The following is a 13,599-nucleotide window of genomic DNA, read 5'->3' as shown; positions in this document are numbered from 1 at the left end:
CCGTGGAGTACGTGTTCGGGGTCGCCGTGGTCACCGTGCTGCTGGGCGTGCCGTCGATCGTGCTCTGGCGGGTCATGCGGGGCCGCCGCGAGCTCGGCACCAGCCCGGCGGAGCGGGCCACGTTCGAGACCCTGCACACCGCCTCGCTGGCCGGCCCGCCGCTGCGGGCAGGGCTGACCGCCGACGGCGCGCTGCGCGCCTCCCGGCACCTGCGCGAGCTGCTCGGCTCCTCCGCGCTGGCCATCACCGACGGCGAGCGCCTGCTGGTCTACGACGGCGCCGGCGAGCACCACGCCGCCCAGGCCTTCGAGCACGCCGGGGCGACCCTCCGCGACGGCCGCACCCAGGTCCTCGCCATCGACTGCGACCTGCTGGAGTGCCCGATCAGGCACGCCGTGGTGGTGCCGCTCACCACCGACGAGCGGGTCGTCGGCACGCTGGCCGCCTACGGCCCGCACCCCTCGGCCGGGCTCGTCAGAGCCGCCCAGGAGGTGGCCGGCTGGGTGGACTCGCAGCTGGAGCTGGCCGAGCTGCACCGCTCGCGGACGCTGCTGATGGAGGCGGAGGTGCGGGCGCTGCGCGCGCAGATCTCGCCGCACTTCATCTACAACTCGCTCACCACGATCGCCTCATTCGTCCGCACCGACCCGGAACGGGCCAGGGAACTGCTGCTGGAATTCGCCGACTTCACCCGTTACTCCTTCCGCAGGCACGGCGAGTTCACCACGCTCGCCGAGGAGCTGCGCTCGATCGACCGCTACCTCATCCTGGAGCGGGCCCGCTTCGGCGACCACCTCCAGGTGACGTTGCGCATCGCGCCCGAGGTGCTGCCCGTGGCGGTGCCGTTCCTGTGCCTGCAGCCCCTGGTCGAGAACGCCGTCAGGCACGGCCTGGAGAGCAAGGACGGCCTCGGCAGGATCACGATCATCGCCGAGGACGCCGGAGCCGAGTGCCGCATCAGCGTCGAGGACGACGGGCTCGGCATGGAACCGGAGCACCTGCGCCGCATCCTCGCAGGTGACGTCTCCGCCACGGGCGGCGTCGGACTGGCGAACGTGGACGAACGGCTGCGCCAGGTGTACGGCGACGAGTACGGGCTGGTCGTCGAGACGGGCCCCGGCGCGGGCACGAAGGTCAACGTCCGGTTGCCGAAATATCACCCAGGCGTCTCAGCCCGTTGACCTGGATCTTTGTTGTCGGTTTTATCACTGTCTATGGCACAACTTCGGGTCCTCGCGGTGGACGACGAGCTTCCCGCGCTGGAAGATCTGTCCTACCTGCTCCGCGCCGACCCGCGAATCGGCGAGGTCGCCACCGCCCGGGACGGCGCCGCCGCGTTGCGGCTGCTCGACCGGGCCATAGCCGAGGGCAGGCCGATCGACGCGGTCTTCCTCGACATCAGGATGCGCGGACTCGACGGCGTCGTTCTCGGCAGACTGCTGTCGCAGTTCGCCAACCCGCCACGGGTGGTGTTCGTCACCGCCTACGAGGAGCACGCCGTGGACGCCTTCGAGATCAAGGCCGAGGACTACCTGCTCAAACCGGTGCGCCCGGAACGGCTCGCCGAGGCGATCAGGCGGGTCGCGGTCTCGGCCGACGTGCCGGTGGACGGCGCCGAGACCGACACCATCCCGGTCGAACTCGGCGGCGTGACCAGATTCGTCTCCACCGCCGACGTCATCTACGTGGAGGCCCAGGGCGACTACGCCCGCCTGCACACCGCCACCGGCAGCCACCTGGTCCGCATCCCGCTGGCCACGCTGGAGGAGCGCTGGTCCGCGGCCGGGTTCGTGCGCGTGCACCGCAGCCACCTGGTCGCGGTCAAGCACATCGAGGAGCTGCACATCGACTCGGGCAGGTGCATGGTCCGGGTCGGCGACACCGAGATCCCGGTCAGCCGCCGCCACACCCGCGAGCTGCGCGACCTGCTCGTCCGCCGCGCCAGGAAGGGAAGACCTGAGTGAGCCCCGAGCCCAGACCGGGCCGCCGCGTCGCGGTCACCAGCCCGCGCACCGCCGCGGCCCGCCGCCCCCGCTATCCGGCCACCAGGGAGATCGACGAGCAGACCCACCTCGGCGAGGTCTACATGGGCTCGCTGCTGCGTACCCAGTTCAGGCTGGCGCTGTTCGTCTGCACGGTGCTGGCGTGCGTGGTGGGCGGCCTGCCGCTGCTGTTCCTGCTCATCCCAGAACTGCGCGCCGTGCACCTGCTCGGCGTCCCGCTGCCGTGGGCGGTGCTCGCCGGACTCATCTATCCCGCCTTCGTCATCGGCGCCTGGCTCTACGTCCGGCAGGCCGAACGCAACGAGCGCCACTTCGCCGACCTGGTCGACCGGCCGTGAGCCTGACCGCCGTCGTCATCGTCATGGTCGCGGCCGTGCTCATCGGCGCCTTCGGCATCCGCGTCTCCCGCACCACCTCCGACTTCTACGTCGCCTCCCGCACCGTCAGCCCGCTCTGGAACGCCTCCGCGATCGGCGGCGAGTATCTGTCGGCGGCCTCGTTCCTCGGCGTGGCCGGGCTCATCCTGACCTACGGCGTGGACATGCTCTGGCTGCCCGTCGGCTGGACCGGCGGCTACCTGGTGCTGCTGGTGCTGGTGTCCGCGCCGCTGCGCCGCTCGGGCGCCTACACGCTGCCCGACTTCGCCGAAGCCAGGCTGGAGTCCATGGTGGTGCGCCGCACGGCCAGCGTGCTCGTCGTGCTCATCGGCTGGCTCTACCTGATGCCGCAGTTCCAGAGCGCGGGCCTGGTCCTGCGCACGATCACCGGGGCGCCCGTGTGGGCGGGCGGGCTGCTGGTGGCGGTCGTGGTGGCGGTGAACGTGCTGTCGGGGGGCATGCGGTCGATCACGTTCGTGCAGGCGTTCCAGTACTGGCTGAAGCTGACCGCGCTGGGCGTCCCGCTGATCTTCCTGCTGCTGGCCTGGAAGGGCGACGGCGCGCCCGCGCTGTCCGCGCAGGACGCCGCCGTCTGGCAGATGCCGCTGGCCGGGGCCAAGGAGTACGGCCTCTACTCGACGTACTCGCTGATCCTGGCCACGTTCCTCGGCACGATGGGGCTGCCGCACGTGCTGGTCCGGTTCTACACCAACCCCGACGGCCGCGCCGCCCGCCGGACCACGCTGGTGGTGCTGTCGCTGCTCGGCGCGTTCTACCTGCTGCCCGCGCTGTACGGCTGGCTCGGCCGGCTCTACGTGCCCGACCTGGTGCGCACCGACGCGGTGGTGCTGACACTGCCCGAGCGGATGATCGGCGGGACGCTCGGCGACGTGCTCACGGCGCTGATCACGGCCGGGGCTTTCGCCGCGTTCCTGTCGACCTCGTCCGGGCTGACCGTGTCCGTGGCCGGGGTGATCGGGCAGGACCTGCTCAAGGGCGGGGTCAGCTCCTTCAGGATCGCCACGCTGATGGCGGTCGCGGTGCCGCTCGCCCTGGCCCTGTGGGCGCGGACGCTGCCGGTGGCGGACGTGGTCGGGCTGGCGTTCGCGGTGGCGGCCTCGTCCTTCTGCCCGCTGCTCGTGCTCGGCATCTGGTGGCGCAGGCTCAGCACCACCGGCGCGCTGGCCGGGCTGTTCGTGGGCGGCGGTCTGGCCTGCGCCGCCGTGCTGGCCACGATCACCGGGGGGCCGTACGAGGGCCTGCCCGGCGCGCTGCTGGCGCAGCCGGCGGCGTGGACGGTGCCGATCGCGTTCGCGGTGATGGTGGCGGTGTCGTTCGTGACCCCGGAGCGGGTGCCGCTCGGCGTGGCCAGGACCATGGTGCGCCTGCACACGCCGGAGAACCTCGACCTCGACCGCGGCGACTGGAGACCCCGCTCGTCCTAGGCGGCGCTCGTCGCGGCGCCGCTCCCCCTACGGCGCGAGCAGGTAGGCGTGCTCGATCTCGGCACGGCCGAAGGTGTGGCCGCCGTCGCAGTCGTGGCAGTAGCCGGTCACCATCTGGCCGGACGGCCGCAGGTCGTCCATGAGGTGCTCGCGCCCGCGCCGGACGATGACGATCGGCTCGCCGGTGAGGGAGGCGTCCCGCACGGCGTCGCCGCCCGGCGGGTCCGCGGACCGGCCGTCGCGGATCGCCTGCGCCGCGGCCGCGGGGTCGAGGTCCTGGCCGGGGAGCGGGTCGACGGGCAGCCGCCGCTTCCGCGGGCGTTCGGCGCGGATCGTCCCGTCGGCCGCCTCACCGACCGGCGCGTAGCCCGCCGCCCTGAGCAGGCGCAGGGTCTCGTCCGGAGCCAGGCCGCCCAGCGCGACCGTCGGCGCCACCTGGCGCAGCCCGAGCTTGCGCAGCGACCTGGCCCCGCACAGCTCGGCGACCAGCGCGGGGTCGTCCGCGGTCACCACGGACGCCGCGGGCGCGACCCGGATGGCGCCGTGCCTGCGCGCCGTGTCGGCGACGAGGTAGCGCAGCGGCTGGGGCACCGACTTGGCGGAGATCCGCTCCAGCTCGGCGAGCAGGTCGTCAGGTGAGACGCCCGCGTCGAGCGCCCGGCGCACGCTCCCGCCGGAGAAGCGCCACACGCTCGCCCGGTCGCGCGACTCCAGGTCTGCGCAGCCGCTGAGGAAGGCGGCCAGCTCGTGGGCGGGCGCGCCGGTGACGACCGCGGTCAGGTCGTTCTGCAGTGTCGCCGTCGTGGCCGGCGCGGGGAAGAACGGCGCCGGCGGGTCGCCGTCGAGCACGGCCCGGCCCAGCGCGGTCAGCCCGCCGGCGGCGACCATGCCGAGCAGCTCGCCCTCGTCCAGCGTGGCGGCGACGAACTCCGTGGCGGCGAGCTCGAACTCGGCCGTCGCCCTGGTGCGCCAGTCCACGGCCGCCCGCAGCCCGGCCGCGTCCGCGCCCAGCCCGGCGGGCAGCGAGTGGAGGACCCGAAGGGTGGCCCGCCGCACGTCGCCCGCCCCGCAGTCGAACGGGTGAGGAGGAGCCTGCGGCGACAGGTGCTCCTCGCAGCAGCCCAGCACCCGGTGCGTGGGGGAGTGCGGCAGGGCGCGCCAGGCCTCGGCCAGCGCCTCCCACCGGGCGTCGGGTTCGGCGGCGAGCCACTCGTCGACGACGGTGGTCGCGACCAGCCCGTCACCCATCGACGGCGCCAGCAGGTCGGCGCCGAAGGCGACGTCCAGCCAGAGCACCACCTCCGGCTCCGGCAGGCGGAGCGCCCTGCCGAGGCGCTTGAGCTCGCGCGCGCCCACGCCGCCCGCCTTCAGCTCCGCGATCGGCTCCGCCCCCGCCAGCTCGACCAGGGCGGCGACCTTGTCCACGGCGGCCAGTGCCGCGCCCACGCCGTCGGCGGCGGGCCGGGCGACACCGGCCACCTCCGGCTGGCCGGTCAGCCGCGGCTTCCAGCCCTCCTCGCGCAGCGCGAGGGCGACCTCCCTCGGCATCTCGTACTCCCAGTCGGCGCGGACCACGAAGCCCGCCTCGGCGAGCCGCTGGAGAGGGCCGTCGCCGCGGTCTCCGTAGAACGCCTGCGTGTCGGACAGGACCGGCCGCCCGGCCGCCATCTGCTCCAGCAGCGCGCGGGCCTGGCGCGGCAGCTTGGCGGCCCGGGCCGCCACCGCGCGCGGATCCTCGCGCAGCCTCTCCTCGACCCGGGTGACCAGCTCCGCCTTGCGGCCCGCCGGCACCGCGCCCAGAGCCTGGAGCATGCTCTTGAGCGTCTCGGCGGTGATGTCGCGGGCGACCTCGCGAAGTGGCCTGCCGAGCCCGAACGGGTGCTCCCACAGGCCCGGCTGGTGCGGAGACAGCACCGTCTCGCCCTCCATCGTCACCAGCCCCCACTCGGCCAGCGTGCCGAGCACCTCGTCCAGCCGTCCGTGCGGGTCGTCGAGCAGTTCCTTCAGCTCGGCCCGCTCGGCTCTGCCCCCGAGAACCTGGAGCGCCTGGCTCACGGTGTGGCAGTCGGCGTCGAGCTCGAGCAGCGCGGGGACGGCCAGATCGGGCGAGGCCAGCATGCGTTCCAGCAGGTCGAGCGAGCCGGCGGCGGCGAGCTCCGGCCGGTGCGTGAGGAGCGTGGTGAGTTCGGCGTCTGTCCGAGGCACCAGACGACTGTAGCGAGCCGTGACCGCGCACGATCCCCATAGGGACAGGGAATGCCTCGTGCCGCCGATCATCGCGCACGAGGCCCCGACGGCTACGCCGTACTCGTCGATCCTGACGCCGAGTACGCGAGCGCCTTTGACAGGAGCGGTCCCCGCTAGGACGGCGGGAGCTCGCCGGACCCTCTCGCCACCAGCTCGACCGGCACCCTGACCCGCCGCGCGCCCGCCGAGGGGTCCAGCAGCAGGTCCACCGCGCTGCGCGCCAGCCGAACCGTGTCGTAGCGGACCACCGTGACGCCCGGGTTGAAGACGTCCGCCAGGGCGAAGTCGTCGAAGCCCACGTACGCCGGGCGTTCGGGCCGCTCGCGCAGGGCCTGGAGGATGCCGATCGCGGCACGGTTGTTCGTGGCGAAGAACGCCGTAGGCGGGTCCGCCAGGTCGAGCAGCCTGCCCACCTCGCCCGAGACCCGCCACGGGTCGAAGACTCCGCGCACCACGAGGGACTCGTCGACGGGCAGGCCGGCCGCCCGCAGCGCCGTACGGTAGCCGCCGGCGCGGTCGTGCACGGAGCTCAGCCCGCTGTCGTCGGAGATCAGCGCGACGCGGCGGTGCCCGCGCGCGACGAGGTGCTCCGTGGCGACGAGGCCGCCCTTGACGTCGTCGAGCACCACCACGTCCGCCTGCCCGAGGCCGGCCGGGACGCGGTCGACGAAGACCGCCGTCAGGCCCGGGTGCTCGGCCAGCCAGCCGTGGTCGGCGGCGGAGGGGACGATGATGAGGGAGTCGACGCCCCGGGCGTACATCGACTCGACCAGCATCCGCTCCCGCTCGGGCCGCTCCTCGTAGGAGCCGAACACCACCAGGGCCTCGTACTCGGCCGCCGCGGCCTCGACCGCCTTGGCCAGGCGGGAGTAGAACTCGTTGGAGATGTTCTCCATGATCAGGCCGAGGGTGAGCATGGTGGCGCCGCGGGCCAGCCGGCTGGCGGCCTCGTTGCGGCGGAAGCCGAGCGTGCTGATGGCGGTCTGCACCCGCAGCCGGAGCGCGGCGCTGACGTGCGGCTCCCGGTTGACCACGCGCGATACGGTCTTGAGGCTCACTCCGGCGTGACGGGCCACGTCGACCATGGTCGGTTTTCGCGCTGTCATAGTCTGCCCCCATGGACGATGAATGGATCTGTGGCCGGCTCGGCGAGGACGAGCCCTGGGTGATGGGCGCGGTCAACCCGCCGGTCTTCGAGAACTCCCTGTTTACCTTCGACACGGCGGCAGAGCTCGGCGAGGCGATCAGGAACGAGGACGAGCGCTACGTCTACTGGCGTGGCACCAACCCGACCGTGGACCTGGCCCAGCGCAAGCTGGCCGCGCTGGAGCGGGCGGAGCGGGCCAAGTGCTTCGGCTCGGGCATGGGCGCGATCGCGGCGACGATCTCCTCGCTGGTGTCGGCGGGCGACCACGTGCTGGTGCTGGGCGCGGTCTACGGGCCGACCACCCAGTTTCTGCGTTACCTGGAGAAGTTCGGCGTCACGCATACGCATGCCGTCGATCTCGAGGCCTGTGACAGCGCTATCAGGGGGAGCACCCGCCTACTGTACTTCGAGTCGCCCTCGTACATGAGGTACGAGATCTTCGACATTGCCGCGGTCACCCGCTGGGCGGCCGGGCACGGCCTGGTGACCGTGATGGACAACACCTGGTCCACGCCGATCTTCCAGAAGCCGCTGACGATGGGGGTGGACCTGGTCGTGCACTCGCTGTCGAAGTACGTGGGCGGTCACAGCGACCTGGTGGGCGGGGTGGTCGCGGGGCCGTCGCGGCTGATCAGGCCGCTGGCGCTGACCGAGTACCAGCTCTACGGGGCGGCCATGTCGCCGCACGACGCGGCCAAGGTGATCAAGGGGTTGCGCACACTGCCCGTACGGATGGCCGCCCACCAGGAGCGGGGGATGGCGGTCGCCGCGTTCCTGGCCGACCATCCGGCGGTGCGGCGGGTGAACTACCCCGGGCTTCCATCACATCCCGGGCATGGGATTGCTCTTCGCCAAATGTCCGGCTTCTCCAGCCTTTTCAGCCTTGAGCTGGCCACGGAGTCGCGGGAAGAAGTCGCTGCTTTTCTCGACGCATTGAGACATTTCAGGATCGGGGTTTCTTGGGGCGGCTTCGAGAGCTTGGTGAACGCGCCCGCACTGTCCACCGAGGAGAGCGTGCGCGCCACCATGGGCATCCCCGTCGGGCTGGTCCGCCTGTCGGTGGGCCTGGAGGCCGCCGAGACGCTGATCAAGGATCTCGGCCTGGCTCTGGAGCGGATCAGCGGGTCGGACGGATGATCGGTGGCGGATCGGCGGCCGGCCGCCGCGGTCCGGGGCCGGCGGCGAATCGGTTGATCAAGGATCTCGGTCTGGCGCCAGGCGTGACAGTCGCCTAGCGTGACTGACAGCGCTGTCTTCCCTCTCTGGAGGCACCACATGAGATCCCCCCCTCCTGGCGGCAGCGGCCGCCGCCACGCTCGTGTTGGCCGGGTGCGGCTTCGTCTCGTCGTCCTCCTCCGCGGAGGTGCGGCTGCGCATGATCGAGAGTCTGACCAGCCCGGAGCGGACCAAGCTGATCAAGACGCTGATCGCGGACTACGAGAAGGCCAATCCCGGCGTCGCCGTGGAGCTGGTCTCGCCTCCGCTGGACAGCGCCGACCAGAAGATCACCCAGATCCTGCAGACCAAGAAGGACCTGGACGTGCTGGAGGTCCGCGACCACACGGCCAAGTCCTTCTCCAACAACGGCTGGCTGGGCGAGCTGCCCACCACGGACTGGCAGGGCTGGGCGGATCTGACCGAGCTGGCGCAGAAGAAGGCCGTCGAGGTCGGCGGCAAGCCGTACCTGATCCCGTACGGCTTCTACCAGCGGACCCTGTTCTACCGCACCGACTGGAACCTGGCCCAGCCGCCGAAGACCTGGCAGGAGCTGTACGAGGCGGGCAAGGGGATGACCTCGGGTGACCGGTTCGGCTACTCGTTCCGAGGCGGCAAGGGCGGCGCCGACTACGCGGTCATGATGATCAGCGCCTACAACGGCGAGGCACTCAATCCGGAAAAATCCTTCTATCTGAAGGACAAGCGCACGATCTTCTCGACCCCGGAGGCCGCCGAGGCCCTCGACCTCTTCGTCAAGATCTTCAAGGAGGCGTCCCCGCCCGACTCGGTGTCGTGGGGCTATCCCGAGATGGTCCAGGGCTTCACCTCGGGCGTCACCGGCATGCTCATCCAGGACCCCGAAGTGATCAAGACGGTGGAGGAGAGCGGGGTCACGGCCTGGTCCACCGCCCCGATCCCCAAGGGCCCGAGCGGCTACGCCTTCCAGCCGGTCGGCTACGCCGGCTGGGGCGTCACCTCCTTCAGCGCGCACCCCAAGGAGGCGGTCAAGCTGGTGCAGTTCCTGTCGGAGGCCAAGCAGAGCATCGCCTTCGCCAAGGGCAACTCGCTGATCCCCATCTCCAAGCAGGCGCAGAGCGACCCGCAGTTCTCGCAGGGCGCCTGGAAGGCCTACCTGGAGGCGCAGCAGGATCCGCAGCAGGTCATCACGATCCGGCCCGTCGACTATCCCGGGTGGAGCCAGTTCAACGTCGACTCCGACCGTGACGTCCAGGCGCTGATCACCGGCAAGAAGACCACCGCCGAGGTGCTCGCGTCATGGGACGCCTTCTGGACGGACCAGGCGAAGAAGGTCTCGTGAGCTCCGCGGCCCACACCCGCGAGAAACCCGCGTTCACCGGGCGCAGGGCCAGGTTCATCGCCCTGTGCCTGCTGCCCGGCGTGCTGTTCGTCCTGCTGTTCACGTACTACCCGATGGTGCGCGGGGCGGTCATCGCCTTCCAGCGCTACAACCTGTTCGACCTGACCTCCACGCCGTTCGTCGGGCTGGAGAACTTCCGGGCGGTGCTGGCCGAGGAGCGGTTCTGGACGGCGCTGCGCAACACCGGCACCTGGGTGGCCGTGTCGCTGTTCTTCCAGTTCCTCCTCGGCTTCGGGCTGGCGTTGCTGCTGCGGCGCCACTTCCGGGGACGCGGGCTCTACCAGGCCTGGGTGTTCTTCCCGTGGGCCATGTCGGGCTTCCTGATCGGGCTGCTGTGGCGGTGGATGTTCAACGGGCAGTTCGGCGTGATCAACGACCTGCTGCTGAAGGCCGGGATCATCGACGAGCGCATCGGCTTCCTCGCCTCACCCGGCTGGGCGATGACCTCGGTGATCGTGGCCAACGTCTGGTACGGCGTCACGTTCTTCGCCATCATGATCATGGCCGCGCTGCAGTCGGTCCCCCGCGAGCTGTACGAGGCGGCGTCGGTGGACGGGGCGTCGCGCCTGCGGCAGTTCTGGCACGTGACGCTGCCGCACATCCGGCCCACGCTGGCGCTGATCGTGCTGCTGCGGATCATCTGGATCCTCAACTTCCCCGACCTCATCTACGCCATGACCGGCGGCGGGCCGGCGGGCAGCACCGACATCATCACCACCTTCCTCATCCAGCAGGTCACCGGCGGCGACTACGGCAGGGCGGGCGCGGTCGGGCTGCTGATCCTCGGCCTGCTGCTGGCCTTCAGCGTCTTCTACCTGAACGCGACCCGATTCGAGAAGGCCCGATGAGACGTCTCGCCAAGGTGATCGTGCTCACCGTCTGGCTGCTGATCACGCTGTTCCCGCTCTACTGGATCGTCGTCACCTCGCTCAAACCCAAGGCCGAGATCTTCTCGCTGCCGATCCGCTACTGGCCGGGCACCGTGACGTTCGAGCACTACGCCGAGCTGTTCTCGTTCGCCGACTTCGGGACCTACCTGCTCAACAGCCTCATCGTGTCCCTGATCTCCGCCGGGGTGGTGACGGTGACCGGCGTGCTCGGCGGCTACACCCTGGCCCGGTTCAGCTTTCCCGGCAGGGGAGCGCTGATGCTGGCGTTCCTGGTCACCCAGATGATCCCGCTGTTCATCGCGCTCGGCCCGCTCTACCTGCTGATGTCGGACCTGGACCTGCTCAACCGGCTGGCCGGGCTCATGCTGGTCTACGTCGCCATGCTGGTGCCGTTCGCCACGATCATCATGCGCGGTTTCTACGAGCGGGTGCCGGTGGCGCTGGAGGAGGCGGCCCAGGTCGACGGCGCGTCGCGGATGGTCGCCATGGTGAGGGTGGTGATCCCGGTCATGCTGCCCGGCATCGCGGCCACGTTCATCTTCGCGTTCGTGCAGTGCTGGAACGAGCTGTTCCTGGCGATCACGTTCATCGACAGCGAGGACGCCAAGACGATCCCGGTCGCGATGAACTCCTTCATCACGCAGTACGACATCGACTGGGGCTCGATGGCCGCCGCCACGGTGGTGTCGGTAATCCCCACCCTGGTGATGTTCGCGGTCATCCGGCGCTACATCGTGGAAGGACTCACCGCTGGAGCGGTCAAGGGATGACCAACCGCTCATCGTGCCGAACGGACCTTTCATCGCAGATCCGCCCCAACTAAACGCCATTCGGCGGCGGCTCGCCGAACAGGGCCGTTGGAGATCTCCACGCCGGGTAGGTTGCGCTCTTACGGTGAGCGTGATCCGCATCACAGTGGAGGTCTCCGTGACGACCCGAGAACATGACGCGTCGGTTTATGAACAAGTGCAGGGGAGCAGCGAATTCCAAGAGCTGAAGAGGCGTTTCCGCCGGTGGACGTTCCCGATGACGGTGGCGTTCCTGGTCTGGTACCTGCTGTATGTGGTGCTGTCGGGCTGGGCGCGCGACTTCATGGCCATCAAGCTCATCGGTGAGATCAACGTCGGGCTGATCTTCGGGTTGCTCCAGTTCGTGACGACCTTCCTCATCGCGTGGGCGTATTCCAGGCACGCGGGGAAGGTGCTCGACCCGATCGCCGACAAGCTCCGCCACGAGGTCGAGGAGAAGACCAAGTGAGCTCAACAGCCCTCGCCACGATCCTCTTCCTGGCCTTCGTCGCTCTTACGCTCGGCATCACGGTCTGGGCCAGCCGCCAGACCAAGACGGCCGCCGACTACTACGCCGGCGGCCGCTCCTTCAGCGGCGTGCAGAACGGCCTGGCCATCGGCGGCGACTACATGTCGGCCGCCTCGTTCCTGGGCATCGCCGGCATCATCGCGCTGTCCGGCTACGACGGCTTCCTGTATTCCATCGGCTTCCTGGTCGCCTGGCTGGTCGCGCTGCTGCTGGTGGCCGAGCTGATGCGTAACTCCGGCAAGTTCACCATGGCCGACGTGCTCGCCTTCAGGATGAGCCCGCGGCCGGTGCGCACCGCGGCCGGCGTCTCCACGATCGTCGTCAGCATCTTCTACCTGCTCGCCCAGATGGTCGGCGCGGGCGCCCTGGTCGGCCTGCTGCTCGGGATCACCTCCGAGGCGGGCAAGATGTGGACGATCGTCGCCGTCGGCGCCCTGATGGTCACCTACGTCGTGTTCGGCGGTATGAAGGGCACCACCTGGGTGCAGATCGTCAAGGCCGTGCTGCTGATGAGCGGCGCCGCCCTGGTGACCGTCCTGGTGCTCGGCAAGTTCGGCTTCAACCTGTCGGCGCTGCTCGGCCAGGCGGCCACGACCAGCGGCCCCAAGGGCAACCCGGAGAGCTTCCTGAGCCCCGGCCTGAAGTACGGCACCGAGGCCCAGGGGCTGGCGGGCAAGATCGACCTGATCAGCCTCGGCCTCGCGCTGGTGCTCGGCACGGCGGGCCTGCCGCACATCCTCATCCGCTTCTACACCGTCCCGACCGCCAAGGACGCGCGCAAGTCGGTGCTGTGGGGCATCGGCATCATCGGCGTGTTCTACCTGCTGACGCTGGTCCTCGGCTTCGGCGCCGCGGCCCTGGTCGGCAAGGAGGCCATCGTCGCGGGCGACCCGGCGGGCAACACGGCCGCGCCGCTGCTCGCGCAGCGGATCGGTGAGGACATCTTCGGGCCGGTGGGAGGCACGATCCTGCTGGCGTTGATCGGCGCCGTCGCCTTCGCCACCATCCTGGCGGTGGTGGCGGGCCTCACGCTCGCCTCCTCCTCCAGCTTCGCCCACGACCTGTACGCGCACGTCTTCAGGCGCGGCCAGGCCAGTGAGCGTCAGGAGGTCGTGGTCGCCAGGATCTCCGCCCTGGTGATCGGCGCCGCCGCCATCGGGCTGGGCATCCTCGCCCAGGGGCAGAACGTGGCGTTCCTGGTGGCGCTGGCGTTCGCGGTCGCGGCCTCGGGCAACCTGCCGGCGATCCTCTACAGCCTGTTCTGGAAGCGGTTCAACACGGCGGGGGCGGTCAGCGCCATCTACGGAGGCCTGGTCTCCGCGCTGCTGCTGGTCATCTTCTCGCCGGTCGTCTCCGGTGGACCGACCGCGCTGTTCAAGGAAGCCGACTTCTCCTGGTTCCCGCTGAGCAACCCGGGCATCATCTCGATCCCGCTCGGCTTCATCTGCGGCTGGCTCGGCACGATCATGAGCAAGGAGTACAACGCAGCCAAGTACGCCGAGATCGAGGTCCGATCCCTCACCGGTGTGGGCGCTGAGCAGGCCACCAAGCACTGACGCGCACGTGATGACGGGCCC

General features: G+C 70.4%; 12 protein-coding genes. 10 read left to right on the top strand and 2 right to left on the bottom strand.

Annotated features, from left to right (window positions below; translation table 11 throughout):
* Positions 1 to 2: 2 nt before the first annotated feature.
* From V5E28_RS06490 to V5E28_RS06475, 4 genes are read left to right on the top strand one after another with little or no spacing between them, the layout of a single operon-like run.
* Entirely contained in the window at positions 3 to 1,181 is a 1,179-nt protein-coding gene (locus tag V5E28_RS06490; protein WP_336205463.1) for a sensor histidine kinase, read from the top strand.
* 33 nt (positions 1,182 to 1,214) lie between these two features.
* Positions 1,215 to 1,964 carry a LytR/AlgR family response regulator transcription factor gene (locus V5E28_RS06485; protein WP_336205462.1) on the top strand — a complete coding sequence of 250 codons (750 nt, stop codon included), beginning with the start codon at positions 1,215 to 1,217 and terminating at the stop codon, positions 1,962 to 1,964.
* Positions 1,961 to 2,341 carry a hypothetical protein gene (locus V5E28_RS06480; protein ID WP_336205461.1) on the top strand — a complete coding sequence of 127 codons (381 nt, stop codon included), beginning with the start codon at positions 1,961 to 1,963 and terminating at the stop codon, positions 2,339 to 2,341. The genes V5E28_RS06485 and V5E28_RS06480 overlap by 4 nt, the downstream gene beginning before the upstream one ends.
* Positions 2,338 to 3,825, top strand: coding sequence for a sodium/solute symporter (locus V5E28_RS06475; RefSeq protein WP_336205460.1), 1,488 nt, complete (start codon positions 2,338 to 2,340; stop codon positions 3,823 to 3,825). Before V5E28_RS06480 ends, V5E28_RS06475 begins: the two co-directional genes overlap by 4 nt.
* 27 nt (positions 3,826 to 3,852) lie before the next feature.
* Here V5E28_RS06475 and V5E28_RS06470 read toward each other — a convergent pair whose 3' ends face one another.
* Both V5E28_RS06470 and V5E28_RS06465 read right to left on the bottom strand, forming a co-directional pair.
* Positions 3,853 to 6,030, bottom strand: a complete 2,178-nt coding sequence (locus V5E28_RS06470) for a helicase-associated domain-containing protein (protein ID WP_336205459.1) — start codon at positions 6,028 to 6,030, stop codon at positions 3,853 to 3,855.
* Positions 6,031 to 6,185: 155 nt separating this feature from the next.
* The gene (locus V5E28_RS06465; RefSeq protein ID WP_336205458.1) at positions 6,186 to 7,178 is read right to left on the bottom strand and encodes a LacI family DNA-binding transcriptional regulator; all 993 of its coding nucleotides are present in this window, start codon (positions 7,176 to 7,178) and stop codon (positions 6,186 to 6,188) included.
* An 11-nt stretch (positions 7,179 to 7,189) separates the two neighbouring features.
* Between V5E28_RS06465 and V5E28_RS06460 the strand changes: the two genes are divergently transcribed.
* The 6 genes from V5E28_RS06460 to V5E28_RS06435 all read left to right on the top strand — a co-directional run bounded on the left by V5E28_RS06460 (position 7,190) and on the right by V5E28_RS06435 (position 13,578).
* A complete protein-coding gene (locus V5E28_RS06460; RefSeq protein ID WP_336205457.1) occupies positions 7,190 to 8,356 on the top strand; it encodes a trans-sulfuration enzyme family protein in 1,167 nt (388 codons plus the stop codon).
* 238 nt (positions 8,357 to 8,594) lie between these two features.
* Positions 8,595 to 9,755 (top strand): ABC transporter substrate-binding protein, encoded by a 1,161-nt coding sequence (locus tag V5E28_RS06455; RefSeq protein ID WP_336205456.1) that lies wholly within the window; start codon positions 8,595 to 8,597, stop codon positions 9,753 to 9,755.
* Complete coding sequence (locus tag V5E28_RS06450) at positions 9,752 to 10,663, top strand: carbohydrate ABC transporter permease (RefSeq protein ID WP_336205455.1); 912 nt, start codon at positions 9,752 to 9,754, stop codon at positions 10,661 to 10,663. Before V5E28_RS06455 ends, V5E28_RS06450 begins: the two co-directional genes overlap by 4 nt.
* A complete protein-coding gene (locus tag V5E28_RS06445; protein WP_336205454.1) occupies positions 10,660 to 11,475 on the top strand; it encodes a carbohydrate ABC transporter permease in 816 nt (271 codons plus the stop codon). The genes V5E28_RS06450 and V5E28_RS06445 overlap by 4 nt, the downstream gene beginning before the upstream one ends.
* Before the next feature lie 124 nt (positions 11,476 to 11,599).
* A complete protein-coding gene (locus tag V5E28_RS06440) occupies positions 11,600 to 11,962 on the top strand; it encodes a DUF485 domain-containing protein (protein WP_442945779.1) in 363 nt (120 codons plus the stop codon).
* On the top strand, positions 11,959 to 13,578 hold the full coding sequence (locus V5E28_RS06435) for a solute symporter family protein (RefSeq protein ID WP_336205453.1): 1,620 nt from the start codon (positions 11,959 to 11,961) through the stop codon (positions 13,576 to 13,578). Before V5E28_RS06440 ends, V5E28_RS06435 begins: the two co-directional genes overlap by 4 nt.
* The last annotated feature ends 21 nt before the right edge of the window (positions 13,579 to 13,599 follow it).

This window comes from Nonomuraea sp. LPB2021202275-12-8 (assembly GCF_037044575.1).
In the GTDB taxonomy this organism is placed as follows: Bacteria; Actinomycetota; Actinomycetes; order Streptosporangiales; family Streptosporangiaceae; genus Nonomuraea.
This window is presented reverse-complemented; position numbering and strand designations above follow the sequence as displayed.